The sequence below is a fragment of the Pantoea sp. BAV 3049 genome (assembly GCF_009765445.1).
In the GTDB taxonomy this organism is placed as follows: Bacteria; Pseudomonadota; Gammaproteobacteria; order Enterobacterales; family Enterobacteriaceae; genus Erwinia.
In genome coordinates, this window is record NZ_WHOY01000031.1 from 2,439,561 (window position 1) to 2,464,753 (window position 25,193).

The 25,193-nt window shown below is 54.6% G+C and carries 20 protein-coding genes; 9 read left to right on the forward strand and 11 right to left on the reverse strand.

The window, feature by feature from the left end:
• Nucleotides 1-177: 177 nt before the first annotated feature.
• Nucleotides 178-1,341 (forward strand): type VI secretion system ImpA family N-terminal domain-containing protein, encoded by a 1,164-nt coding sequence (locus GSQ70_RS12355; RefSeq protein ID WP_158782818.1) that lies wholly within the window; start codon nt 178-180, stop codon nt 1,339-1,341.
• Between the two features lie 42 nt (nt 1,342-1,383).
• Here GSQ70_RS12355 and GSQ70_RS12360 read toward each other — a convergent pair whose 3' ends face one another.
• Entirely contained in the window at nt 1,384-2,895 is a 1,512-nt protein-coding gene (locus tag GSQ70_RS12360) for an anion permease (protein ID WP_158782819.1), read from the reverse strand.
• A 576-nt stretch (nt 2,896-3,471) separates the two neighbouring features.
• Here GSQ70_RS12360 and GSQ70_RS12365 point away from each other — a divergent pair.
• Together GSQ70_RS12365 and GSQ70_RS12370 are read left to right on the forward strand one after the other, a co-directional pair.
• A complete protein-coding gene (locus GSQ70_RS12365; protein ID WP_158782820.1) occupies nt 3,472-6,252 on the forward strand; it encodes a flavocytochrome c in 2,781 nt (926 codons plus the stop codon).
• Between the two features lie 413 nt (nt 6,253-6,665).
• The gene (locus GSQ70_RS12370) at nt 6,666-7,295 is read left to right on the forward strand and encodes a Shedu anti-phage system protein SduA domain-containing protein (RefSeq protein ID WP_158782821.1); all 630 of its coding nucleotides are present in this window, start codon (nt 6,666-6,668) and stop codon (nt 7,293-7,295) included.
• Between the two features lie 116 nt (nt 7,296-7,411).
• Here GSQ70_RS12370 and GSQ70_RS12375 read toward each other — a convergent pair whose 3' ends face one another.
• Nucleotides 7,412-8,614, reverse strand: coding sequence for an NAD(P)/FAD-dependent oxidoreductase (locus tag GSQ70_RS12375; protein WP_158782822.1), 1,203 nt, complete (start codon nt 8,612-8,614; stop codon nt 7,412-7,414).
• A 113-nt stretch (nt 8,615-8,727) separates the two neighbouring features.
• Here GSQ70_RS12375 and GSQ70_RS12380 point away from each other — a divergent pair, with 113 nt between their 5' ends.
• Nucleotides 8,728-9,234: an Rrf2 family transcriptional regulator gene (locus tag GSQ70_RS12380; RefSeq protein ID WP_158782823.1), complete on the forward strand. Its 507-nt coding sequence runs from the start codon at nt 8,728-8,730 to the stop codon at nt 9,232-9,234.
• Nucleotides 9,235-9,402: 168 nt separating this feature from the next.
• Here the strand turns inward: GSQ70_RS12380 and gap are convergent, their stop codons facing one another.
• The 5 genes from gap to GSQ70_RS12405 form a co-directional block, all read right to left on the reverse strand.
• Nucleotides 9,403-10,413, reverse strand: a complete 1,011-nt coding sequence (gene gap / locus GSQ70_RS12385; RefSeq protein WP_158782824.1) for a type I glyceraldehyde-3-phosphate dehydrogenase — start codon at nt 10,411-10,413, stop codon at nt 9,403-9,405.
• 79 nt (nt 10,414-10,492) lie between these two features.
• On the reverse strand, nt 10,493-11,473 hold the full coding sequence (locus GSQ70_RS12390) for a GlxA family transcriptional regulator (RefSeq protein WP_158782825.1): 981 nt from the start codon (nt 11,471-11,473) through the stop codon (nt 10,493-10,495).
• 31 nt (nt 11,474-11,504) lie between these two features.
• Nucleotides 11,505-12,425 (reverse strand): ketopantoate reductase family protein, encoded by a 921-nt coding sequence (locus tag GSQ70_RS12395; protein WP_158782826.1) that lies wholly within the window; start codon nt 12,423-12,425, stop codon nt 11,505-11,507.
• 72 nt (nt 12,426-12,497) lie between these two features.
• Nucleotides 12,498-14,027: an aldehyde dehydrogenase (NADP(+)) gene (locus tag GSQ70_RS12400; RefSeq protein WP_158782827.1), complete on the reverse strand. Its 1,530-nt coding sequence runs from the start codon at nt 14,025-14,027 to the stop codon at nt 12,498-12,500.
• A gap of 13 nt (nt 14,028-14,040) precedes the next feature.
• On the reverse strand, nt 14,041-14,835 hold the full coding sequence (locus GSQ70_RS12405) for an IclR family transcriptional regulator (protein WP_158782828.1): 795 nt from the start codon (nt 14,833-14,835) through the stop codon (nt 14,041-14,043).
• Nucleotides 14,836-15,300: 465 nt separating this feature from the next.
• Here GSQ70_RS12405 and GSQ70_RS12410 point away from each other — a divergent pair, with 465 nt between their 5' ends.
• From GSQ70_RS12410 to GSQ70_RS12430, 5 genes are all read left to right on the forward strand, one after another.
• Nucleotides 15,301-16,212 carry a dihydrodipicolinate synthase family protein gene (locus tag GSQ70_RS12410; protein ID WP_158782829.1) on the forward strand — a complete coding sequence of 304 codons (912 nt, stop codon included), beginning with the start codon at nt 15,301-15,303 and terminating at the stop codon, nt 16,210-16,212.
• Nucleotides 16,213-16,294: 82 nt separating this feature from the next.
• On the forward strand, nt 16,295-17,647 hold the full coding sequence (locus GSQ70_RS12415; RefSeq protein WP_158782830.1) for an MFS transporter: 1,353 nt from the start codon (nt 16,295-16,297) through the stop codon (nt 17,645-17,647).
• An 80-nt stretch (nt 17,648-17,727) separates the two neighbouring features.
• Entirely contained in the window at nt 17,728-19,038 is a 1,311-nt protein-coding gene (locus GSQ70_RS12420; protein ID WP_158782831.1) for an MFS transporter, read from the forward strand.
• Nucleotides 19,039-19,306: 268 nt separating this feature from the next.
• The gene (locus GSQ70_RS12425) at nt 19,307-20,524 is read left to right on the forward strand and encodes a pyridoxal phosphate-dependent aminotransferase (RefSeq protein WP_158782832.1); all 1,218 of its coding nucleotides are present in this window, start codon (nt 19,307-19,309) and stop codon (nt 20,522-20,524) included.
• Nucleotides 20,521-21,804, forward strand: a complete 1,284-nt coding sequence (locus GSQ70_RS12430) for a Zn-dependent hydrolase (protein ID WP_158782833.1) — start codon at nt 20,521-20,523, stop codon at nt 21,802-21,804. Before GSQ70_RS12425 ends, GSQ70_RS12430 begins: the two co-directional genes overlap by 4 nt.
• Nucleotides 21,805-21,889: 85 nt before the next feature.
• On the opposite strand, the gene hxlB is transcribed toward GSQ70_RS12430, so the two are convergent.
• From hxlB to speB, 4 genes are all read right to left on the reverse strand, one after another.
• Nucleotides 21,890-22,450 carry a 6-phospho-3-hexuloisomerase gene (gene hxlB, locus GSQ70_RS12435; RefSeq protein ID WP_158782834.1) on the reverse strand — a complete coding sequence of 187 codons (561 nt, stop codon included), beginning with the start codon at nt 22,448-22,450 and terminating at the stop codon, nt 21,890-21,892.
• Nucleotides 22,451-22,626: 176 nt separating this feature from the next.
• Entirely contained in the window at nt 22,627-23,286 is a 660-nt protein-coding gene (locus GSQ70_RS12440; protein ID WP_158782835.1) for a GntR family transcriptional regulator, read from the reverse strand.
• Between the two features lie 108 nt (nt 23,287-23,394).
• On the reverse strand, nt 23,395-24,192 hold the full coding sequence (locus GSQ70_RS12445; RefSeq protein ID WP_158782836.1) for a transporter substrate-binding domain-containing protein: 798 nt from the start codon (nt 24,190-24,192) through the stop codon (nt 23,395-23,397).
• Between the two features lie 30 nt (nt 24,193-24,222).
• The gene (gene speB / locus GSQ70_RS12450; RefSeq protein ID WP_158782837.1) at nt 24,223-25,182 is read right to left on the reverse strand and encodes an agmatinase; all 960 of its coding nucleotides are present in this window, start codon (nt 25,180-25,182) and stop codon (nt 24,223-24,225) included.
• Between the last annotated feature and the right edge of the window lie 11 nt (nt 25,183-25,193).

The window sequence follows — 25,193 nt, forward strand, 5'->3', positions numbered from 1 at the left end:
GATTGCTCTTTTCATTCTTATATCGGCAAATAGAAATAATCCTATTTTCTGTTAAGCGCACACTTAAATAAGACATTTACTAATCAAACAGATTAACAATGTATCTGTTTGCTGGTGGCAGTCGATAATTGCAGCATCAAAGGACACGGACTTTTCAGGCAACAGGGAAGCTGACTCATGAATAAACCCACACAGAATATCCTGCACACTGGTGGCGACCCACGTGCATTGCCGGAGTTTATCGCGCTGCGCGTTGAGACGGGAAAACTGAGCCAGACAGGGCGCGGCGATATTGACTGGCTTCGCGTGGAGCAATTGTGCATTTCGCTGTTTCGGCTCAACGGGATGGATCTGCAAAGCGTGGCCTGGTACACGCTGGCCCGTGCCTGGCGGGCCGGACTGGCAGGGTTGTGCGAAGGATTAGAAATTGCCACCGCGATGATGAAGTATCAGTGGGCCACGCTGTGGCCCAATCCGCTTCCGGCCCGTCTGGCAATCATTACCTGGCTGAGCACCGGACTGCAGCATGTTTTGCTCTCGCTGAAGCTGACTTCCGACGATCTACCGCTGTTGCAGCGTCTTGAAACCCAACTCGATCAGAATATTGAGACGCTGGAGAAACTGGCGCAGAAACATTTGTCGCAGCTTGACCGGTTGAAAGTTCAGGTCAGCAGTGTGGTCAACCGCGTCCAGATCCCGCAGCAGTCAGCCACGCTTGCCATTTCGCAATCTGAATCAGGTGAGGCCAATGGTGGGCAGATCCCATCGAACCGCTATGGGCAGGATTTTACCCCGCTGATTTATGTCCCGCGTGATTTAACCAGCTCCGCCCTCAGCGTCAGCTTCAGTTTCTGGGAGCGCAGCCGCGCCTTCTTTGCCGGAATGTTGGTGATGGCGTTGTTCGGATCAATGACACTCTGGGGCTATGAACTGATGCAGCCGGAACCCGGAAAGGCGCAGCAAATTGCGATGCTGGCACAGCAGATAACGCCGGAGCAGGGTAAGCATGACGAGAACTGGAAGGAGGCGATGGTTGCCACAGCCTTGCCGCCGGAACAGATGCAGCTGTGGCAAACGGCGCAGTTCAGACTGCAGCGTCTGAATGCCGAGCTGGATTCTCCCGAGTTTCAGCGTACTCAGGTGATGTCGGTGCCTGAACTCAAGGCAAGGCTGATCACCATTCAGCAGCCGCTGAACGATCTGGTCCCGCTGGAGGAGTTGCTGCGTCAGTTGGAGAAAAATCCGTATTCGCTGGTGCTGCGGGGAAAAATTGAGCACCGGATTAAGCAGGATCTGGCACGTTATTCGCTAATCCTGCAGCTTGATGATGAGGAAGAGTAACAGGTGCGCATCCCGGCAGACACCACCGGGATGCAGGGAGGATCAGAACATCATCACCATCCATGGATAAGCAATCAACATCATACCGCCGAGGAAGATTGCCCCGAAGATTGTGCCCAGCCGCCAGTAATCTTTCGTCGGCAGATAACCACTGCCGTAATAGATTGGGCTGGGGCCGGTACCGTAAGGGGTGATAATGCCCATCACGCCCAGTGAGGTGACCATCATCAGACAGAACACCGGCATATTGATCCCCGGGATTGAGGCGGCGATAGTCAGCGTGGCGGGCAGCAGCGCGGTGGTATGTGCGGTGGTACTGGCAAACAGATAGTGCAGCAGGAAGAAGGCGATCAGCAGCACCACTGCCGAGACCTGCGGATCATATCCCTGTAGCAGCTGGCTGCCTTCTTTGCCCAGCCAGGCGATAAAGCCAACGCGGGCCAGACCATCGGCGAGTGCCACCAGAGTGGCGAACCAGGCGAAGGTATTCCACGCGGGTTTATTGCTGGTGATATCGTTCCAGTTCAGCACGCCGGTCCACAACATCAGCACCACCACCAGCATTGCTGCCATCGCCGGTTCAATCCATGCGGCGGCAAAAATCCACATCAGCAGCGCCGAGCAGACAAACACCAGCAGCAGGATCTCATTGCGCGACAGCTTGCCGAGCTTCTCCAGCTCGCTGGTCGCCCAGCGGGGCACCTCATCGTTAACCTTGACTTCTGGCGGGTAGAACCAGTAAGCCAGCAGCGGCATGGTCAGGATCAGCAGCACGCCGAGCGGCAGGAAGGCCAGGAACCAGGTTCCCCAGGAGATTTCAAAACCGATAATGCTTTTCACCAACGCCAGAGCCAGCAGGTTAGGTGCCAGCGCCGATAAAAACATTGAGCTGGTGATACAGGCTGCGGTGATGGCTACCCACATCAGATAAGAGCCGATTTTGCGCGCGCTCGGATCGTTGGGTTTGGAGCCATACAGCGGCGGCAGGTTAGCGATTATCGGGTAGATAGTGCCTCCGCTGCGCGCGGTGTTGGAGGGAGTGAACGGAGCCAGCAGCAGGTCGGCAAAGGTGATGGCATAGCCCAGCGTGAGGCTGCGCCGACCGAGATATTTCACCAGGATCAGCGCCAGTCGGCGGCCAAACTGAGTTTTGTCATACCCGGCGGCAAACATAAAGGCCCCGAAGATGAGCCAGACCGTGGAGTTGCCAAAACCACTTACAGCCCATTTAAAAGCCTCAGTGGGCATTTTAAATTTCGGGTTGGCGATTTCCGCCGGGCTGAACAGCAGCCACTGGCTGAACAGGGCAATCACCACCACGCCGGTCAGCCCGATTACCGCGCCGGGCAGCGGTTCGAAGATCAACCCGACAATCACCCCGACGAAAATAGCAAAGAAGTGCCAGGCATAAGGTTCCAGGCCAGCAGGCACCGGAACCAACAGCAGCAGCACCGCCACCACAATCGGCATGAACAGCATGATCAGACGTTTCTTTTGTCCCGCTGGCGCAGGAGCAGCTTTATTGGGTTCGCTCATAACTGAAGTAGGTTCCATAGTTTTATGACAAGTTGATGAGAGTGCGCTGAAGCCCTTATAACTCAGACTGCTTATATACGTTGATTTTATTTCTGTTTAAGAGTGGCCTTTTATTCATTAAAGAAATTAATGAGTCGCAACGGAAATATAATGACATTCTGCTGAGAATAATGTGATGGCACCGTAATTATGCTTTTAAGGGGAAAGTTTTTACTGGCTCCGATCGACTGAACTTTCGCCATTCTGGCGGTAAAACCTGAGCAATTTCAACCCTGAAGCCGTCCCAATCCCTTGACTGTAGAACATCTTGATCCAAAAGCCAAATCTTGTCTGTAACTCTATGATTTACATCTGGTTAATTTTGGCGTTAACCGAAAGTTGATTTTTGGAAACCTTTGGTTAACAATTCAGGATGGAATCTTCTGATTATCAGTTAATTACCAATCCTGTTCATCGCAAGTTTATCTCCCAAAACAGTACCGACGGCTAAAAAGTATTATTGGGAATAATCACAGGAAATCGGGCGGTTTAAACAGCGGGAAATAATGCGTCCATAAGAGAGTTCAAAACTATTCAATACTGGAGTAGATCATAATGAATACGCTCACCCCGGTTCTTAATCCTCTCACTCTGCCAAATGGAGCGGTATTAAAAAACCGCCTGTTGATGGCACCCATGACCACCTGCACGGGGTTCTACGACGGTACGGTAACCAGTGAACTTGTCGAGTACTATCGCGTCCGTGCTGGCAGCATAGGCACAGTGATCGTTGAATGCTGTTTTATCGATCCCAAAGGCCCGGCTTTTCCCGGTGCTATCGCCATTGACAGCGACAATAAAATCGCCGGTCTGACCAGAATTGCCGATGCCATCAAGTCTCAGGGCTCCAAAGCGATCCTGCAGATTTATCACGGTGGCAGAATGGTGGAGCCTGAGCTGATTGGCGGCAGAACTCCCGTCGCGCCGAGCGCCATTGCCGCTCCGCGTGAAGGGGCCACCACGCCTCAGGCGCTGAGCGGAGAAGACGTTGAGGTGATGATAACCAAATTTGGTGATGCGGTTAACCGCGCCATCAAAGCCGGGTTCGACGGTGTGGAAATCCACGGCGCTAACACCTATCTGATCCAGCAATTCTATTCGCCCAACTCTAACCAGCGTGATGACCAGTGGGGCGGCAGCCGCGACAAGCGCGCCAGCTTCCCGCTCGCCGTGCTGGACATCACCCATAAAATGAAGGATCGCTTTGCTCATGACTCCTTCATCATCGGTTACCGTTTTTCACCGGAAGAGCTGGAAATTCCCGGCATCCGTTTTGACGACACGATGTATCTGCTGGAGAAACTTGCCGCCCGCGGTCTGGACTACGTGCATTTCTCCGTTGGCCAGCTGCTTCGTCCTTCCATCGTCGATATCCGCGATCCGACGCCGCTGATCACCAAATTTATTGAGATGCGTTCGCCTGTGCTGGCAAAAGTCCCGGTGATTGGCGTAGGTGGCGTGCTAAATAAAGCTGATGCGGAAAGCGCACTGGAGCACGGCTTTGATTTGGTCGCCATTGGTAAAGCCTGCATCGCTTACCCTGACTGGGCCGACCGCATTATCAACAACGACCATCTTGAGCTGTTTATCGACAGCAACAAGCGTGAAGAGCTTTCCATCCCTGAACCTCTGTGGCGCTTCTCGCTGGTGGATGCGATGATCCGTGATATGAGCGCCAGCGGCCGTAAATACAAAGCCGGGGTTTATCAGGAGAAAGTGGAAGCCGAGGCGCTGAAGCTGAAGATCAACGTCACGCTGGACACCGACCGTATAACCGACATCATGCTGGTGCCGGACGATACGCTGGACGTAGATTTCACCACCACCTTTGAGAGCCTGCGTACGCGCATACTGGTGGCGAACAGCCCGCATGTGGATGCCATTACCGGTGCCACAACGCAGAGCGAGGCGCTGAAAAAAGCGGTTTCCCGCGCGCTGGCTACCTCCAGCAAAGAGCACGTTATCGAGGAGGGGGGGAACCCTCAGGCACCGCAAAATTACGATGTTGTGGTGATCGGCAGTGGTGGTGCCGGTCTGGCAGCCGCTATTCAGGCGCATGATGAAGGCGCCCATGTAGCGATCATCGAGAAAATGCCAACCATTGGCGGCAATACCATCAAGGCTTCAGTGGGAATGAATGCGGCCGAAACCCGTTTCCAGAAGCTGAAAGGCATCGAGGACAACAAAGAGCTGTTCTACAACGAGACGCTGAAGGGTGGCAAAAATAAAAACAATCCGGTGCTGCTCAGGGAGTTTGTAGAGCTGGCCCCGGAAGCGGTTGAATGGCTGGATGCTAAAGGCATTGAACTGAACGACATCACCATCACCGGCGGCATGAGCATCGATCGTACCCACCGTCCGGCCGATCGCTCTGCGGTAGGTGGCTTCCTGATCAGCGGCCTGGTGAAAAACATCAACAAGCGTGAGATCGAAGTGCTGCTGGAAACCTCGGTCGCCGAGATCCTGTTTGAAAATGGTGCGGTGGCCGGGGTGAAAGTGGTCGATGAATATAACGACAGCCGCATTCTGAATGCGAAAAGCGTGATTGTCGCCACCGGTGGCTTCAGCGCCAACCGTGAGATGGTGGTGAAATACCGCCCTGAGCTGGATGGCTTTGTCACCACCAACCACAAGGGCGCTACCGGTAGCGGGATCGCCATGTTGCAGAAAATTGGCGCGGATACGGTGGATATGGGCGAAATCCAGATCCACCCGACCGTCGAGCAGACCACGTCCTACCTGATCTCTGAAGCCATTCGCGGCGGCGGGGCGATACTGGTCAGCCAGGCGGGTAAGCGGTTCTATAACGAGATGGAGACCCGTGACAAAGTCTCCGCCGAGATTATCGCGCTGCCAGAAAAAAGCGCCTGGATCATTTTCGACGAAGAGGTACGGCGCAATAATAAAGCGGCTGACGAATATATCGCTAAAGGCTTTGTGATAAGCGCACCATCACCTCTGGAGCTGGCCGTTAAGCTGAACATGGATTCCCATGCGCTGCTGGCGACGCTGGAGCGTTATAATCTCTTTGTTGAGAAGCAGGATGATGAAGACTTCGGCCGTAAAACAGCGCTGCGCCATCCGCTGAAAGCAGCGCCGTTCTACGCGATTCGCGTAGCACCGGGTGTTCACCACACCATGGGCGGTGTGACCATTAACCCGGAAACCCACGTGCTGGATGCGCAGAAACAGGTGATCCCGGGAGCCTGGGCGGCTGGCGAAGTGGTCGGTGGGATCCATGGCGCTAACCGTATCGGCGGGAATGCCGTGGCGGACATTATTATCTTCGGTATCCTCGCCGGACGGAATGCCGCTGCTTTCTCTCGCGGTCGGTAAAGGTAGTATGAGACGCTGCCGGAAGAGCAAACAATCCACGCCCTGGCGTGGATTGTTTTGCTGAAAAATCAGGTTAATATCGCTTGATCCATTCAAGTTTTTAATCAAATATTGTTTTTATTTAATTATAAAAGCGTAAAACATGACAGCCGAGATAAAACTGAGTCAAAAAGCAGCGACAACGTTAAGAACACTCCCCAAAAACTTAGTAAAAAAAGTCGAGCAGAAATTAGAATCGATTCAGGAAGGGGGGGGTTATCCTTTCAGTCGATAAAAATGAAAAGCAACTTTGAACTTTTTATGCTCAGAGTGGATGAAAGTTACCGTTTGATTTATCGGATTAATGAGAAGGTCATTACCGTTGTTGATATTGTAAATGTCAGAGACTTACCTGGAGTGATGAGAACTGAAAAATGATTATATTACATTCCGGTAAGTTGAATAATGTTGCCTGCCGCCTACAACTGGATGAATTCAGAGATTTATTAAGAATTAACAAAGCGATAGACGAAACCACATTGCTGGATTTTTTCAGGCACAGACCGCAGCTTATTTTGTTAATGGGCTATATGGTTGGTGTAAAATCGCCTGCCAGGTATAACAGTGAGTTGCCGGTTCTGAATAAATATCGCGCTGACTTTGTTGTTTCTGATGCCAGCCAAAAATATTTTGGTTTTATTGAGTTTGAAAACGCTGAAGCGGACTCTGTCTTCAAAACCAAACTGAATAAAAAAACATCTGTTTATCCGTGGTCATCCCGCTTTGAATGCGGCCATGGTCAGGTGATTGATTGGTTACTGCATCTGAAAAATAATACTGACTCACAAAATATGCAGGCTGAGTTTGGTTCCAGAAAGATTATTTATTCTGGCGGTTTGATTATTGGGCGTGATGATTTTCTGAATAAAGCTGACTGCCGGGAACGCTTTGAAGATCGGGTAAACAGAACTCAGGTAGATCTGAAAACCATCAGTTGCTTCACTTTTGATGGTCTATATGAGGAGATGGAGCTGAATTACGATGTACTTAGTAATTTCAGCTAAAAAGGGTCTGACTGCTGAGACAGACCGTCCAGATGACCTCTGAAGTCACCTGTTTTCAATCCGCACCAAATTTAAATCACTGATGAGGTCGATTTAAGCGTCAGCCAGCCTGTGAATCAGACGAACTTCGCCAGCGGATCGGCAGCCGCAAAAGCGACCTGACGGTCGGCTGCGGGCGGATAGATCAGCTCATTGGTGATGGCAATTTTAATTTTTTTGGCTTCTTCGCGAACGGATTTTACCTGCTGAGCCCAGCCTTCAGTATAGACTGCGCCCCAGGCTCCCAGATCCAGACAGGTCACATAATTCAACTGGCGATAGGGCAGCGGTGCGACGTTCATTACGCTGGCGGCGGCATTATTTCCGGCAAATTTGCCCAGCTGGATCGCATGCTGGCAGGTCATCAGCGCCTTGTTGCCAGCCTCATCGGTTCTGGCGTGAGCCATATCGCCGGTAGCATAAATATCAGGGCAGCCCGGCACCTGTAGATCATCATTCACCATCAGACGTCCCTGACCATCCCGCTCTGCGGTCAGCTGTGCGCCCAGCTTGTTTGCCTGCACACCAGCCGTCCAGACCACCGTCAATGCCGGAATATGGCTGCCGTCTTTCAACGTCACGCCCGTGTTATCAACAGCTTCGATTTCCGTGTTCAGCCGCCATTCCACCCCCAGTTCTTCCGAAGCCTGCGCGATGACTTTACGCAACTCCTCACTGTAGCGACCGCCAATCACCGGCCCCCGATCAACTACGATAATTTTAGTCTTTGTATGCTTGCCCAGCAGCGGTTGCAAACGGGAGGGTAGCTCGGTTGCCAGCTCAATGCCGGTGAAGCCACCGCCACAGATCACCACCGTATTACGTGCCTCGCTGGAAGGTTTCAGGGGCAGGGAAGCGAGATGCTGGTCGAAGATCTGCGCCGATTCCAGCTGATCGATATCGAATGCATGTTCTTTCAGCCCTGCAACAGGGGCATGCTGAGTGTGACTGCCGGTAGCCAGGATTAACTTATCGTATGCGGCAACGGTACTGGTGTTCCTGTCATCACGGTACCAGACGATTTTTTCATTAGCGTCAATTCGTTCCGCGCTACCTTTGATGAATTTAATCCCCAGTTCAGCAAACAGCAGGCTCAGTGGAGAAACAAAAGAGGCGGCGTTATTTTCATAAAAGCGCGGACGGACCCGCAATTCCGGTTGCGGAGCCAGTACGGTGACCGTGACCTCTTTATCCTGGTGAAGATCGGCCAGGCGAGCGGCGCTGATGGCTGCCCACATTCCGGCAAAGCCGCTGCCAACGATCAGAATATTTTTGCTCAACTTTAATCCCTTCTTTCTGTTGTGTCTTTAATAACTGCCACTATACTTGTCGTAGTTAACTGTCGCAAGCGATCCATGTATACTGGCTACGAATAAATAATGCGGAGTTACAGATGTCTTTTTACAGTTCCGGGGTGGAGTACGGCATCCACAGCCTGATGTGCATGGTTGATGCGAAAGGGGATGCCCATGAGATGAGCGTGCGCGAAATGGCGGAGTTGCAGGGCGTCCCCTATGACTATCTGGCCAAAATTTTCACGCGGCTATCCCGTGCCGGACTGGTGATCAGCAGTGAAGGGAAGGGCGGCGGCTTCCGTCTGGCGCGCGGCAGCGAACAGATCAGCGTGCTGGATATTGTGCAGGCTATTGATGGCCCGAAAGCGATGTTCGAATGCCGTGAAATACGCCAGCGGCTGGCGGTCTTCGATGAAACGCCACCCGCCTGGGCCTGCGACGGTCCCTGCGGCGTCCGTTCAGTGATGGACAGCGCACAGCAGCGAATGGAAGAGGAACTGGCCAGGCACACCATCCTCGATCTGGCCCGGAAGATGTACCGCAAGGCCCCTGACAGTTTTGTCGTTGAAGTACAGGAGTGGGTTAAGGGAAGGCGTGGGGCTTAAGGGCGTTCATTAAATTTATCGGAAATGCGGAGGTAAGCGCGTGCTGAATCGTACAGATCAGTTTTTAATTCACCATCACGCTGCTTCTCAGAGATATTAAGCAATGCATCCATATCGCGAAGTCGCTCAGAACACCCGGTCCCGCCGGGTGTTTGTTCAGGGGCGTGATTACCGTTCGCGCTGAGCCATCAGCAGGGCCAGATCGACCAGACGGTTTGAGAAGCCCCATTCGTTGTCGTACCAGGCAAGGATTTTGACCATATTGCCGCCGATAACCAACGTCGACAGCCCATCAATGATGGAAGAACGCGGATCACCCTGGTAATCGCTGGAGACCAGCGGTTCGTCGCTGTAGCCGAGGATCCCTTTTAACGGACCTGAAGCTGCAGCCTGACGGAACGCATCATTGACTTCTTCTGGCGTAACATCCCGCTCAAGCGTCACGGTGAGATCGACTACCGATACCACCGGTACCGGCACGCGCAGTGAATACCCTGTCAGCCGGCCATCAAGTTCGGGGATCACCTTGCCGAGTGCTTTGGCCGCTCCGCTGGAGTAGGGAACAATTGACAGCGCAGCGGCTCTTGCCCCGCGTAAATCTTTTTCTGGCTGGTCGTGCAGTGCCTGGCTGTTGGTGTAAGCGTGGGTAGTATTCATCAGACCGTGTCTGATGCCGAAATGCTGGTGCAATACTTGCGCGGCAGGAGCAAGGCCGTTGGTGGTGCAGCTGCCATTACTGACGACAGTGTGTTTTTGCGGGTCGTACAACTCATGGTTAACGCCTATCACCACCGTCAAATCGTCATTTTTGCCCGGTGCAGAGATGATGACTCGTTTTGCCCCCCCGCTCTCAATATGCACCGCCGCTTGTTGGCGTTCGGTAAAGAAACCTGTAGCCTCAATAACGATATCTGCCTCGACATCACGCCATGTAATGCGCGCCGGATCGCGTTCGCTGAACACTTTAATCACCTGACCATCGACCCGCAGCTGTCCGTCCGCTGCATCCACGGAGACCGGAAGCGTGCCTGACAGAGAGTCATACTTAAGCAGATGAGCCAGCGTTTTGCTGTCCGTCAAATCGTTGATTGCCACAATCCGGATATCCGGGTTGCCTAGCGCGGCGCGAAGGACATTACGTCCTATCCTGCCGAAACCATTAATACCGATCCTGACCATGATGAACTCCTGATTTGTCGTGTCTGGGGGTTACCATAAATCTCTGGCTGCATGGCGTAAACGACAAAAAAGGATCACTTTACGCCATTTTGCGACAGTGAAAGCGCTGACGATATTCCCCTGGCGTCAGGTGGAGCTGTTTTTCAAAGAGGCGACGCAGGTTAATACTGCTGCCAAACCCTGTCAGTTCGGCGATTCTGTCCAGCGTCTCGTTGGTTTGCTCCAGACGCTGTCTGGCTGCGGCAAGACGGGTTTCGTTAACATAGCGGGCCGGAGAAGCTCCGGTTTCACGGGTAAAGACGCGGGTAAAATTGCGGGGACTCATGGTGACTTTTTCGGCCAGATTTTCAACGCAGAGATCGGCAGTCAGATTTTCGGCAATCCACGTCAGCAAAGAGCTGAACCGACCGGAGCCACCAGCCTGGCTGGGGTTATAGCGGCTGAACTGCAGCTGACCGCCAGGTCGACGAAGGTACATCACCATATCCTGCGCGATATCGCGTGCGAGCCTGAAGCCATAATCCTCTTCAACCAGGGCCAGCGTCAGGTCGAACCCGGCGCTGACGCCACCGGAGGTCCAGACCTGTCCATCCTGAATATACAGGGGGCCGCCTTCGACATTCACTTCAGGATACGCCGCCTGCAGGGTCTCCAGCAGTCTCCAGTGCGTGGTCGCTCGCCTTCCATCCAGAAGCCCGCTTTGTGCCAGCAGCATCGCGCCGCCGCATACAGAAGCGATGCGCCGGGCATGGGGAGCGGCGAGGCGTAACCAGTCGACAACGGCCGTGCCTTCCTGCTCATTCTGGCCCCGGCCCGTGATAATAATTGTGTCCAGAGGCTGACGGGGATCCAACTCGTTAAGCCGATGATCGGCAAGCAGATTTAAGCCGGACTGGCCGTGGATCACCTGGTGCTGCTGCGTGGTGGCGAGAGTGACACTGTAACAAGGCAGTTCTGACTCTTCCGCAAGCAGCCGGTTAGCCTGCATCAGAATGTCGGCAATACCGGCAGATTCGAACAGCATTCCGCCATCCGGCACGATGATAAGTATTTTCTTCATGTCCTGAAATGTATTCTTTTAACAGAATAAGTCAACAGGCTGTACGATTCACTAAATACACCTGCAAATTGACGCAGACCGCATTCAGCAACGGAGTGATCACACCATTACGCGCGCCACGCACCAACAAATCGCCAATCACCTGATCCGCCTCAATCTCATAACCCTGGGTTAAATCCCGGAACATTGAGGAGGTCATCGCCATCTGTGGATTATTCAGCGTCTGATAGATCTTCGCCGTCACCGCCGGACGTACCTGATAACCGTCTGCGCTAATCACCGCCAGCACCTCAGCAAAGATGCCTTGCAGCAGTGCTTCGCCTCCCTGTGAATTCAGAACCTGCTGGGTATTGCCGCGCGCGATGCAGCAGACTGCGCCAAGGGTGCTCAGCAGCAGCCACTTTTCCCACAGTTCGCTGATGATATTGTCGGTAAATACCGTATCGAACTGAGCCACCTTCAGCGTTTCGTCAAGGCGTTGCAGCCGCGCATCATTGTTGCCATCCAGCGCGCCGTAATAAAGAATATGCAGCGGCGTCATCTGTTCCACTTCGCCATTTTCACCCAGCGTGGCGTTGATTTTGCAAAGCCCGCCAATCACTTTCTCGCCGAAACGCGCGCGCAATGTATCGGTGTGACGCATCCCATTGAGGATTGGCATGATTAGCGTGTCAGGACCGACGGCCGGTGCAATATCTTCCATGGCCTGCTGCAGGCCGAAGCTTTTCACCGTCAGGATAATCAGATCGAAATGGCCGCAAAGTGTTCCCGCCTGTGCCAGCTGCGGCTGAATCACTTCACGTCCGTCCGGCGTTTTCAGAACCAGACCATGTTGCTGAAGCTGTAGATAACGACGCTCGCGAACCAGAAACGTCACATCACGTCCGGCCTGCGCCAGGCGCGCGCCGAAATACCCGCCGGTTGCACCGGCCCCGACTACCAGAATGCGCATGGTTAAGTTTCCCGTTGAATGTAAAACCCTTACATTAAAACGCGCCAATCAGGGATGCCAGCAGTCAACGGTTTAATTTTGCAAAGATTGCGGTAATAACGCGGCAGGCAAATCCTGATAGCAGACCGGGCGCAGGAAACGCTGAATTGCCGTTGCACCCACTGAGGTGGTACGGGCATCGCTGGTGGCAGGATAGGGGCCGCCATGCACCATGGCGTAGCCGACGTCCACACCGGTCGGGAAGCCGTTGGCGAGCAGGCGTCCGGCGCGCTGCTCCAGCAGAGGTAACAGTTCTGCCGCCAGCGGATAATCCGACGCTTCCAGCTGAAGCGTAATCGTCAGTTGTCCCTGCAACACCTGCAGCACAGTCAGCAGCTCTTGCTGGCTGGCACAGCGAACCAGCAGCGACACCGGACCAAATACCTCGTTTTGCATGCGGGGTTCATTGATAAAATCCCCCGCGCTGGCGATGAACAATTGTGGCTGTCCCTGGTTTTTCCCGGTTTTTTGCAGGCCACACGCCAGGCTGTCCACGCCATGCAGCGTTGCCAGCGCCGCAGAATGTTGCTCACAGGCCTGAGCGATTGCCGGCGTCAGCATGGTGGCACTCGATTTCAGGCGGAGAGCTTCGCAGGCGTGCTGTATAAACTGGTCGAAGTCCGGGCCGTCGAGGGCGAAGACGAGGCCGGGATTGGTACAGAACTGACCACAGCCGAGCGTCAGCGAATCAACAAAACCCTGCGCCAGGGCAGCGGCTCGCTGCTGCAACGCGCCGGGCAGCAACAGCAGGGGATTGATGCTGCTCATCTCGGCATAGAACGGGATCGGTACCGGACGTTGCTGCACGAGTTGCAACAGTGCCAGACCACCCGCGCGTGAGCCGGTAAAGCCTGCGGCGCAGATCGCCGGATGGTTTACCAGCGCACTGCCGCTCTGGGTTGATGAGCCATGCAGCAGCGAGAAGACCCCTTCCGGCAGCCCGCACTGTGCCACGGCTTCCGCTATCGCACAGGCCACGAGTTCACTGGTGCCGGGGTGTGCCGGATGCGCTTTCACCACCACCGGGCACCCCGCGGCCAGCGCCGAGGCCGTATCACCGCCTGCCACTGAAAAAGCCAGCGGGAAGTTGCTCGCGCCAAAGACCGCCACCGGGCCAAGCGCAACCAGCCGTTGACGCAGATCTGGCCGTGGAAGTGGTTTACGGTCGGGCAGTGCGCTTTCGATAATCACTCCCTGAAACGCGCCGTTCTCCACCACATCGGCAAACATATTGAGCTGTCCGATAGTGCGTCCGCGCTCACCTTCGATCCGCCCACGCGGCAGAGCCGTTTCCTGCATCGCGCGCTCAATCAGGGTATCGCCGAGCGCCAGGATGTTTTCACCGATCTGACGCAGGAAGCGTGCACGCTGCGCCAGCTCACACTGGCTGTAAGCGATAAATGCCTCCGCGGCCAGCTGACAGGCAGCATCGATCTGTGAAGCATTTGCCTCATAAAACACCGGTTCAAGCGTGCAATCCTGCTGCGGATCGATGGCCTGAAAAGCCTGCGCACCGCCGCATTCCCGCTGTGCGCCAATGATCAGTTTTCCGCTCAGTCTCATGGTTTTCTCTCCTTCAGTGATTCCAACCCAGTTCCAGCGAGATTTTATTTGCCATCTCCATCACCAGGCTGGAAAGGCCTTCAAGTCGGACCAGAGGAAGACGCTCAGCCGCGCCCGATACGCTGATAGCGGCAAACACCTGGCCGTTAGCTGCCCGCACCGGCGCGCCGATGCAGTGTACGTTCAGTTCGTTTTCCTGCAGATCCAGCGCATAGCCTTTTTCGCGGATGCGTGCCAGCTCAGCTTCCAGCGCTTCACCCTCGGTAATGGTGTAGGCAGTGCGTTGCGGCAGTGAATCGGCAATAATTTTGTGGATCAGCTGCGGTGATTGCCAGGCAAGAAACGCTTTGCCCACGCTGGTACAGTGCACCAGCGCCGCCTCAATACGGGTGATGGTGGTGTTACCAGTGCTGCTGATCTCCTGCCGCTCAACAAATGCCATCTGCGCGCCATCGAATATGCACATGTGTGTGCTTTCGCCAGTGATCAGCTGCAACTGTGCGGCATAGGGGCGCGCATGGCTGTCCAGATCCAGATTCTGGATCACCAGGTTGCCGAGCTGGAACAGTTTCATCCCCAGCTTGTAAGTCTCGCGCTTGCCGTTCTGCTCCAGCAGGCCAATATCGCGCAATGATGACACCAGACGATGCGTGGTGGCGCGGGGTAATCCGGTGCGGGCAGCGATTTCCGCCGGGGTCAGATTGGCCTCACGCTGCGAAAAGCACTCCAGAATTTGCATTACTTTGGTCAGACTCTTGATCGATGCCTGATTCAGTTTGTCAGCGTCGGTTCCGCCGTTTGTACTCATACCCACCTCAAAATCAGCTACAGAGAAGCGTGCACCAGGCACACGCTCAGCGCGCAGTAGTTGATCATGTCTTCTCTTATACTGAGACGCCTGCGTCAGAATAGCGTTTTTTTATCGGTATGCCACTCAATCCTCTGCTGTCATGCAATCAAATCTCATATTGTGGGATATACATATTAATGTATTAACCATAATCCGTTTTGTAAAGCATGATAAACCTGCTGGTTTCTCATTGTCCTGAAAGTGATAAAAACGAAGCAACACGATAACGCATGTATTATCAGTAAATTAGGTGCCTATTCCGGCTTGTTTGATGTGTTTTTTTGTGAAGTTATTGGTAATGCTATGTGATCTTAATTCCACATTAAGAGATTGAATGTTGAATATTTCATATTAATCTCACATTAATTGATGGGTGCGAGAGGTTATCGCTTTCATCATCATCTTCACAGACAGGAGCAGAAAATGAGTCAGCACATTGCAAGCCAGGCCAGAGAGTTAAAAACCAAACTGCGCGGTGTTTTGCCACCCATTACCATGCCATTTAATGCCGCGGGCGAGCTGGTTCGCGGCGGCCTTAAAGAGCAGATCGACTTCATCATTCATTCCGGTGCCAGCGCGATTGTGGTGGGCGGTAGCACCGGGGAAGGCCATACGCTGTCGGATGAAGAGTTTCGCCAGGCGATGCATGAAGCCTGGGAAGCTAATAATGGGCGGGTGCCGTTTGTCGCAGGGCTGATTGTCAACAGCACGCGCCAGGCCATTGCCCGCGTGAAAATGCTGGAAGGAATGAAGCCGGATGCGCTGCAGGTCACGCCGGTGCATTACCTTTTCAAGCCGGATGACGACGCCACGGTTCGCCACTTCCGCGAAATCTATGATGCCACGCAGATACCGATTCTGATTTATAACGTGATCCCCTGGAATTATCTCAGCCTGGATCTGATGACACGGATTATGGAAGAGGTGCCGGGCGTGGTGGGGATGAAACAGAGCGGTGGCGATCTGAAGTCGGTCTCCGATTTGCTGCTGCGTTGCCCGGAGAAAATCATTGTCAGCGGCGTTGATGCGCTGCTCTATCCGGGGTTTGCTATCGGTTGCCAGGGGGCTATCTCGGCGCTGACCAGTGCGGTTCCCTCTGTGGTGAGCAGACTGTTCAAAGCGGTTGAGGAGAATGACCGCGCCACGGCGCGTGATATCCACTTCCGCCTGAGCGAGTTGTGGAGCCAGCTGCCACACGACAATTTGCCAGCTTGCGTCAAATATATTCAGAGCCTGCAGGGCGTACCACTTTATCAGCCGCGCCCCCCAATGCAGCCGGTGAGTGAGGCGCTCAAGGCCAATATTAAAGTGGCGTTCGACCGTTTAATGCGCTGATTTTCTCACTGCGTCGCTGTGGGACATGATAAAAAATCACGCCATGACCCGCCTGAAACGGGCATGGCGGAGGTGCAGAAAGATGAAATTTGACCACTCTCCAGGACTCGAAACCACGCAGCGCGAGGCTGCGTCAGCATCAAGGGAACTACCTCGCGAAGTGGTGCGGCCAAAACACCACCTCCGCTGGGCGATCATTGGCATCATTATTCTGTTAACCATTACTAACTACCTCGATCGCGGCAATCTGTCCGTGGCTGCACCACAGATTATGCAGGAACTCGGCATCAGTCATTCGATGATGGGGGTGATCCTGTCAGCATTTGTCTGGCCCTACGCCATCATGAACCTGCCGACCGGCTGGGCGGTTGACCGCTTTGGCGTCAAAGTGCTGCTGGCGCTGGCGGCGGGGTTGTGGTCACTGGTGGCAGTGTTGACCGGCTTTGCGCGTAACGTCGGCACCTTTATTGGTCTGCGCATTGCCCTTGGCGTCAGCGAAGCGCCGCTGTTTCCCGGGGCGCTGAAAGCCACTGATACCTGGTTTCCGGATCGCGAAAAAGCGGCAGCCACCAGCGCCTATATTGCCGCCACGCAGGTGGGGCTGGCACTGGCTCCTCCGCTCTCCACGCTGTTGATGGCGGCGTTTGGCTGGCCTGCGATGTTTATCATTATGGGCGTGACTGGCTTTGTGGCGCTCACGGGCTGGCTGGTGATCTACCGCGAGCCGGAACACCATCCGTGGCTGGATAAGGATGAACTGCGCTACATCCGTGAAGGCCAGGCTACCGCGCAGCAGGACGGAAATGATCCTCGCGTGACCGTGCGCGAGTGGGGAGGGCTGTTTAAGCATGCCTCCATCTGGTACATGGTGACCGGCGGCTTCTGCCTGCAATATGTGTTCTGGTTTTACATCGGCTGGCTGCCAACGTATCTGCAACAGGCTCAGGGTATTACGCTGAGCCGCGCAGGCTGGCTGTCGGCGCTGCCCTATATCGCGGGCGGCGTGGCGGTACTGGTTGGTGGGCGTTTTTCCGACCGGCTGGTGATGAAAGGTTTCGATCCTTTTAACGCACGTCGCTACACCATTGCCGGTGCGGCGCTGCTCACGGCGGGCGCTATGTTTGTTACCGCGCTGGCTGACAGTGCTCCACTGGCAGTCACGATGCTGACCCTGGGCATGTTTACCTACAGTCTCTCTTCGGGCAACTACTGGACGCTGGCCGCTGAAGCGGTAACCACCAAAAAGTGGGTGGCGTCGGTGGGCAGTATTCAGAACTTTGGCGGCTTTCTTGGCGGGGCTTTTGCGCCCGTGGTCACCGGGATAGTTGTGGATCATTTTGGCGGATTTGTACCGGCGTTAATGCTGGCAGGATTTATGGCATTGATATCGGCTGGCATGTATGGCCTGGCACTTCGCCATCGTCTGCCGGTCTGATCATTCAGGAGTGACACCTTGAAGCGATCGTCTCAGCTTGCCGCCTCGACTACCCTTTAACCTGACGTCGGGAGTTCACCATGCACTCACAGGAATTTACCGCCAGCACGGCGGTCACCCATACCGCTTCACGCGGTGAAATGCGCAAAATCGTTACCGCCAGCGTGATGGGCACCATCATTGAATATTATGACTTCACGCTCTACACCACTGCTACAGCGCTGGTGTTTAACAAAATCTTCTTCCCTGACGAGTCCCCGCTGGTGGGATCGCTGGCCGCGTTTGCTACTTATTTTGTCGGTTACTGCGCACGTCCGCTTGGCGGCGTGCTGTTCGGCCATTTTGGCGATCGCATTGGTCGCAAGTTCGCGCTGATGATGACGCTAATCATTATGGGATTGGGCACTTTCCTGATTGGCCTGATCCCGCCTTACGCGCAGATTGGCGTCTGGGCACCCGTTTCGCTGGTGGTGCTGCGCTGCCTGCAGGGTATTGGCATCGGCGGTGAATATGGTGGCGGGATGACCATGGTAGTGGAGCACGCGCCACCGGAACGGCGAGGCTTCTACAGTTCGCTGGTACACATCGGTGTTCCGGCAGGATTTCTGCTACCGATCATATTTATCACGCTGCTGAATATGTCACTTGATGAAGCCGATTTCCTCAGCTGGGGCTGGCGCGTGCCGTTCCTGCTCAGCGTGGTGCTGTTAGGCATCGGAATGTTTATTCGCAGCCAGATCGAGGAAACTCCGGCCTTCAGGCGAATGAAGCGCGAAGGCAGACAGGCTAAAGTGCCGGTGCTGGAGGCGCTGCGTCACCACACACATGACGTCCTGTTTGGTATCGGTGCGAAGATTGCCGAAAGCGGACTGTTCAATATTTACGCGGTATTTGCCATCAGCTACTGCGTGAATGTGCTGGGGATGAAAAGTCAGATCATCCTGTACGGTATTCTGCTGGCCTGTCTGCTGGAGTGCTTCACTTTGCCGCTGTTTGGCCGCATGGCGGACCGTTTCGGTAAAAAACGTGTCTATGTCGGCGGCATGATCGCCCAGGCGCTGCTTGCCTGGCCATTTATGCTGATGCTGGCGAGTGGGCAGCTACCACTGATTTATCTGGCTATCGCGCTGGGCCTGGCTATCGGGCATGGCAGCACCTTTGGTGCACAGGGCGCGTTTTTCTCCTCACTGTTTCCGGCGCGCGTGCGCTACAGCGGCTTATCGCTGGTGCAGCAGATTGGTCCGATTCTCGGTGGTGGGTTATCGCCGATGATTGCGACCGCACTGCTGGTGAGCGGTAAAGGCTATGGTTGGGTGACGGGCTACATGATATTTATGGCGCTGTTCTCGGCGCTGAGCGCCTGGCGATTGCGCGATGCGAGAATGGAATAGCGTCGCGCGGGAATGTCCTTAAGCCCGCCTTGCCAGCGCGGGATTTATCTAACCTGCCGACGCGCACAAAGTTCGCACAGCCAGCACCCATACCGTGCACTGTGCGGCAGCATCACTTTTCTTTTCTAACCGCTGAAGGAAGTCAGGACAGAAAAAATTATTCAAATCAGTTGGATAATAAGAAATTTTTCGTCCGCATACTTTTGGTATGCCATTTGTATGTTGTCAGGATTCCCGTCATTTTCTCACAGCAGGTTAAGGAATCCGCATGACGTCTCAGGCATCAGCACTAAAGCTCTCATCACGAATGCAGCAGGTCAGCACCTCAATGACCGTGGCCATTGCACAACGCGCCAGGGTCTTGCAGCAACAGGGCAGAAAGATCATCAATATGGCTTCGGGCGAGCTGGATTTTGACACGCCTGCCGCCATCTGTGCCGGCGCCGTGGAGGCTATCCATGCAGGCGCAACACGCTATACTAACGTGGCTGGTCTGCCCGCGCTGAAAGAGGCCGTCTGCCGCAAGCTGCTGACCGATAACAAACTGACTTATCAACCCGGTGAAGTGATCGTCGGCACCGGAGCCAAGCAGCTTATTTTCAATGCCTTTCTGGCAACGATCGATCCCGGCGATGAGGTGCTGATCCCGGCACCATACTGGGTTTCCTATCCGGATATGGTGAAAATTGCCGGGGGCACGCCGGTGATCGTTCCCGCGACGAGTAATACAGATTTTAAACTCACCGCAGAGAGCCTGAAACAGCACATTAACGGGAATACGCGCTGGCTGATCCTTAACTCGCCGGGCAATCCTTCCGGCGCGGTGTACAGCAGGGAAGAGTATCAGGCACTCGCGAAGGCGTTGCAGCAATGGCCGCAGGTGCTGATCCTGTCCGATGAAATCTATGAGTACCTCTGCTGGGACCGGGAATTTATCTCTTTCGCTGAGGCCGTGCCTGAGCTGTTTGCGCGCACGCTGACGCTGAATGGTGTCTCCAAAAGCTATGCCATGACCGGCTGGCGCATTGGCTATGCCGCAGGGCCGCAAAGCCTGATTGATGCGATGACCACGCTGCAGGGACAGAGCACCTCCAATCCCAGTTCCGTCAGCCAGATGGCGGCGCTGACCGCACTGAACGGCGATCGCGATTTTCTGCCGCAGTGGTGCGAGATTTTGCGTCACCGCCGCGAGGGTGCGGTGGCACGACTGCAGCGTTCTTCCTGTCTGCATATTGCAGCGCCTGCCGGGGCTTTCTATCTGTTTGTCGACTGCCAGAAAGCCTTAAACCGTGCGACTGCTGACGGCCAGCAGTTACAAAGCGATTTACAGCTCGCAAGCTACCTGCTGGAGCATGCTGGCGTTGCCACCGTTCCCGGCAGCGCGTTTGGCCTGCCGGGCCATTTGCGGCTGACCTTCAGCCTGGCGGATCAGGACGTTTTCACCGCCTGCGAAAACATTGTTTCTGTGCTGGAGACGCTGCAATGAATACGCCTTCAGGCTGTCCTGAACCTGATTATGCCCTGTGTGAGCAGATGCTGACCGTCTTAAAAGAGCACAGCTTTGATGGCACCGGTATCACCCGTGACTCTTACGGCGCCGGGGAGCAGAAAGCTCATCAGCTGGTGGAGGAACTGGCGCTGAAGCTCGGGCTGGGAATCAAAAAAGATGCTGCGCTGAATATGTTCATGATTCTGCCGGGGAAAGATCGCCAGCAGAAACCGCTGATGATTGGTTCGCATCTCGACTCGGTGCCAAACGGCGGTAACTTCGACGGAGCTATCGGCGTGCTGGCCGGGTTGTCGATTGTCTCCGGCTGGCGGGCCGCCAACCTGCAGCCGCCGGTTGATATTATCGTGCTCGCCATCCGTGCGGAAGAGAGTGCCTGGTTCCCGGTCTCTTACGTCGGCAGCAAGGCGGCTCTGGGGCTACTGACGGAAAACGATCTTCATGCCAGGAGACGCGATACCGGCCTGACCCTGGCGGAACATATCAGCCAGTGCGGGGGCGATCCGGGAAGCGTGGCGCAGCAGCAGGCGCTTTACCGTCCTGAAAATATCCGGGCCTTTTTTGAAATTCATATTGAACAGGGGCCGCAGCTGGAAGAGCAGGAGATCGCCGTCGGGATTGTCAGCGGCATCTGTGGCAGCCTGCGTTACCGTTTTGCCAAAACACGCGGCAGCTATGCACATTCGGGTGCCACGCCACGTTTGTGGCGGCAGGATGCAGTGGTGGCAACGGCCACGCTGATCGCGCTGCTACAGCGTAAATGGCAGCAGCTGGAGCGTCAGGGGCACCGGCTGACCTTCACCTGTGGCCGCTTCTTTACCGATGCCGTCGCTGCGGATATGAGCAAAGTCAGCGGAGAGGTGGACTTCTGCCTGGATTTTCGTTCCGAAAGCCGCGAAAGCCTGCTTGAGATGGATCGCTGTCTGGCGGAGTGCATTGTCAGGCTGGAAAAACGCTATGGCGTGACCATCACGCCAGGTGAACAGAGCAGCAGCAGTGCCGCCGGGATGGACGCCGGGTTGAAGGCTGAGTTGCAGCTGGCCGCAGAAACCTTAGCAATTCCGGTACTCGCGATGCCCAGCGGCGCGGGGCATGACAGCGCGATGTTTGCTGCCAGCGGGGTGCCGGCTGCCATGCTGTTTGTGCGGAATCAGAACGGCAGCCACAATCCCCATGAGGCGATGGAGCTGCCCGATCTGGCAAAATCCGTGCAGTTACTGAACCTTGCGGTGTGGAACGTGCTGACTAAAACGAACTGAAGCGTTTTTCTGAAGCACACTTATGGCCGAGGGGCAGTTGCTTCAGCCAGCATGCAGAGCGCTTACGGAGTAGCGCTCTGCATTGTTATTCAAAATCAGCATGGCGTGTAAACATGTTTTCGCTGGTTTCCCCCAACTGTGCCATCAGCTCAAGCACTATCGCATCATAAGTGATAAAGCAGAGCTGCTCGAAGGCTGACCCCATTGGCTGAGAGAACTGACCCTGGTTGTGGTTGTTTTCCGTTTTTACCGTACCCGGCAAAACGAGCACGCTTTTGGCCAGTTTGCCAATCGTGGACTCTTTTTTCAGGGTGATCAGTGCCACGTCGACCCCACTTTCCACTGCTTTTTGTGCCAGACTTTTCAGGCTGGAGGTTTCGCCACTGCCGGAACCGATAATTAACAAATCTCCCGGTCTGCTATGGGGGGACGAAATTTCCCCCACCACGCTGACGGAGAATCCCAGATGCAATAAACGGTTAGCAAAAGCGCGGATGGCAATACCGCTGCGTCCGGCACCCTGCAGAAAGATTCGCTGCGCATTACGTATCTGCGCGATCAACTCCTGCGCCTGAGCATTATCGATCTGCAGCGCGTTTTTCTCTAATTCCCTGATAATGCTTATCGTATTTTCCTGAACGCCCATTTTTATTCCTCTGAGAACTGCACAACATCAGCAGCGTAAACCGATACCCCGGCCCATTTTCTCAAAAGAGTGCACTTTTATCGGCTCATTTGATATGAACGCTGGCGTACTCTCTTCAGGATGTGTGATGTTAAACACGCATGTAGCGACTGACTTTACCTTGTGGCACGGGACGGTTAAAACGAACTGAAGCGTTTGATGATGCTCTCGCGCACATTATCAATATGCACAACCAGCAGACGCTGAGCTTCTGCTGGCTGGTTTTCCCGCAGAGCGGCAATGATCGCAAGATGCTCGTTATGGCCGATGACAAAGCGTTCCGGCACCTGGCGTGAATTAAACATGCGGGTTTTCAGCCGCAAAGCCTGAATATACTCTTTTAACAGCTGGTTACCGCTGTAGTGAGCGATAGCATCGTGCAGGCGGGCATCGACCGCCCAGTCCTCATTGGGGTCCGGGATCTCATGAGCCAGCAGGGCGTTAATCTCTGCTTCAATCTCATCCAGCATTGCGGCTGGCACCCGTCCGGCAGCCAGCCTGGCGGCTTCGCCTTCAAGCGTGCGCCGGATGTGCAGCGTCTCGACCAGCTCCTGAATGGAGAACTCTTTCACCACCGGGGTTCTGCCACCATTGCGGACAATAAAACCTTCGTTTTCCAGCCGGGTCAGCGCATTGCGAACCGGAGTGCGCGAAATATCCAGCAGTTCGGCCAGTTTGCGTTCCTGTAACACCGAGTTGATGGGCAATTCCCGATTAATAATCATCTGCAGGATAGTGTCATACGCTTTCCGGCTTAAATTACGATCGTTTTCATCAGAGCTGTATTTATCGTTCATATCATCCTCTGCGCCCACAAATTAGTGACAGACAGCGGGAGTGTGCTCCCCGCTGTCTGCAAGTTTCGATCGATTAGCTAACCGCGCGGTCGCGCTGCGCAGGCTGCTTTATTGCGGCAAAGTCCGTACCGGATCTTTAGGTGCCGGGTTGAAGCCAACGATTGGCGTCACCAGTTTGGCGTAAGTACCGTCCGCTTTCATGTCGGCCAGCGCCTTATTGATCGCCGCGACCAGGTGTGGCTTGCCTTTTTTGAAGGCAAATCCTTTCTGGATCTGGCTGACATAATCTGGCGTCTGGGTAAACGGCAGGTGCATATCCTTAATCAGATAGGCATTGCCGATAGAGTCATTGATTACGCCATCAATATTGCCGTTCACCATATCCTGCACAGCGGCAGTGACATCAACATAGTTTTTTAAGGTCGCGCCATGGTCAACGGCCAGTTTGGCATAGGTGGATGACACCTGAGCACCAATACGTTTACCTTTTAAATCCTGCGCGGATTTGATCGCCGAATCTTTTGGAATAATGATGCGGCCGCCTGACTCAATCCAGCCGTCAGAAAACACAATTGCCTTCTGGCGCTCCGGGGTAATATCCATTGCCGCGCTGCTCATGTCGAACTGGTTTGCCTGCACGCCAATCAGGATGGAGTCCCATTTGGTGATCACCGGCTGATACTGCAAGTGCAGACGGCTCGCCACTTCTTTCATCACGCGGATCTCCAGCCCGTCCAGTTTCCCGTCCGGCATGCGCATGCTGTAAGGCGGATCGGTCCCTTCGGTGGCAACCTGTAAAACGCCTGGCTTGATTAATTCCAGTGAATCCTCAGCCGCACTGGCAGCCAGAGAAGGCAGGACTGAGCTGACCATGGTTGCAAAGAAAATCGCCGTCTTAAATTTCATAAAATGCAACTCCTGCTAGGTAGTGTGTCGTTAAACCCCAGTGTTGGTGCGATAGCTGGCAAGTAAAGCCAGCAATTCGAGCATTACGGTTGCGCCAAGAAGTGACGTAATCTGTCCCGGACCGTCGTAGGCCGGGCTGATTTCTGTCACATCGCAGCCAACCAGATTGATATTTTTTAATTCACGTAATAACTGCAGTGCTTCACGGGAACTCGGGCCTCCTGCTTCCGGTGTTTCAACGGCGGGTGCAAATGCCGGATCGACAAAGTCCATATCGAAAGTAATAAAAGTCGGGCGTCCTTTGGTGTGCTCAGCAATCTGCTTCGCAACCTCACTGATGCCCTGCTGGAACAGCTCGTCGGTGGTCAGAACTTTGTATCCCAGATCGGGTGACTGAGTGATATCGGTGGTGCGGAACAGCGAACCGCGCAGGCCAATCTGAATCGAGTGGTGCGGATCGACAATATTCTCCTCCACCGCTCTGCGGAATGGCGTTCCGGCGCTGTAGCGCTGATCGGCGAAGTATTTGTCCCAGGTGTCGCTGTGCGAGTCAAACTGCACCAGCGCCAGCGGGCCGTGGATCTTTGCCAGCGCTCTTAACTCGGCTAGCGTCACGGAATGGTCACCGCCGATGGCAAAGGGCACCACACCGGCAGCGGCAATATGATGAATAGTCTCTTCAATCATCTGCAGCGATTCAATTTCATACCCCGGAACCACCGGAGAGTCGCCGACGTCGGCAATCTTCAGCGTTTCAAACACGTTGATGTTATTGCGCGAGGGATTAATCGGCCGCAGCATTACTGACATTGAACGCACGGCATTCGGCGCAAAGCGGGCACCGCTGCGATAGGGCGCGCCGGAGTCCGAAGGTATGCCGACGATGGCCGCATCCAGCCCGGTTAAATCGGTCACCAGCGGCAAGCGCATAAAGGTTGGCAGGCCGCAGAAGCGTGGGGTGACAAGTGAATCTGAAAGTGGTGAAGTCATAGTGATTCCCG

What these genes read in the sequence shown, in the direction of transcription:
- GSQ70_RS12355 (WP_158782818.1), top strand. Translation starts at nt 178, where the DNA reads ATGAATAAACCCACACAGAATATCCTGCACACTGGTGGCGACCCACGT.
- GSQ70_RS12360 (WP_158782819.1), bottom strand. Translation starts at nt 2,895, where the DNA reads ATGGAACCTACTTCAGTTATGAGCGAACCCAATAAAGCTGCTCCTGCG.
- GSQ70_RS12365 (WP_158782820.1), top strand. Translation starts at nt 3,472, where the DNA reads ATGAATACGCTCACCCCGGTTCTTAATCCTCTCACTCTGCCAAATGGA.
- GSQ70_RS12370 (WP_158782821.1), top strand. Translation starts at nt 6,666, where the DNA reads ATGATTATATTACATTCCGGTAAGTTGAATAATGTTGCCTGCCGCCTA.
- GSQ70_RS12380 (WP_158782823.1), top strand. Translation starts at nt 8,728, where the DNA reads ATGTCTTTTTACAGTTCCGGGGTGGAGTACGGCATCCACAGCCTGATG.
- gap (WP_158782824.1), bottom strand. Translation starts at nt 10,413, where the DNA reads ATGGTCAGGATCGGTATTAATGGTTTCGGCAGGATAGGACGTAATGTC.
- GSQ70_RS12390 (WP_158782825.1), bottom strand. Translation starts at nt 11,473, where the DNA reads ATGAAGAAAATACTTATCATCGTGCCGGATGGCGGAATGCTGTTCGAA.
- GSQ70_RS12395 (WP_158782826.1), bottom strand. Translation starts at nt 12,425, where the DNA reads ATGCGCATTCTGGTAGTCGGGGCCGGTGCAACCGGCGGGTATTTCGGC.
- GSQ70_RS12400 (WP_158782827.1), bottom strand. Translation starts at nt 14,027, where the DNA reads ATGAGACTGAGCGGAAAACTGATCATTGGCGCACAGCGGGAATGCGGC.
- GSQ70_RS12405 (WP_158782828.1), bottom strand. Translation starts at nt 14,835, where the DNA reads ATGAGTACAAACGGCGGAACCGACGCTGACAAACTGAATCAGGCATCG.
- GSQ70_RS12410 (WP_158782829.1), top strand. Translation starts at nt 15,301, where the DNA reads ATGAGTCAGCACATTGCAAGCCAGGCCAGAGAGTTAAAAACCAAACTG.
- GSQ70_RS12415 (WP_158782830.1), top strand. Translation starts at nt 16,295, where the DNA reads ATGAAATTTGACCACTCTCCAGGACTCGAAACCACGCAGCGCGAGGCT.
- GSQ70_RS12420 (WP_158782831.1), top strand. Translation starts at nt 17,728, where the DNA reads ATGCACTCACAGGAATTTACCGCCAGCACGGCGGTCACCCATACCGCT.
- GSQ70_RS12425 (WP_158782832.1), top strand. Translation starts at nt 19,307, where the DNA reads ATGACGTCTCAGGCATCAGCACTAAAGCTCTCATCACGAATGCAGCAG.
- GSQ70_RS12430 (WP_158782833.1), top strand. Translation starts at nt 20,521, where the DNA reads ATGAATACGCCTTCAGGCTGTCCTGAACCTGATTATGCCCTGTGTGAG.
- hxlB (WP_158782834.1), bottom strand. Translation starts at nt 22,450, where the DNA reads ATGGGCGTTCAGGAAAATACGATAAGCATTATCAGGGAATTAGAGAAA.
- GSQ70_RS12440 (WP_158782835.1), bottom strand. Translation starts at nt 23,286, where the DNA reads ATGAACGATAAATACAGCTCTGATGAAAACGATCGTAATTTAAGCCGG.
- GSQ70_RS12445 (WP_158782836.1), bottom strand. Translation starts at nt 24,192, where the DNA reads ATGAAATTTAAGACGGCGATTTTCTTTGCAACCATGGTCAGCTCAGTC.
- speB (WP_158782837.1), bottom strand. Translation starts at nt 25,182, where the DNA reads ATGACTTCACCACTTTCAGATTCACTTGTCACCCCACGCTTCTGCGGC.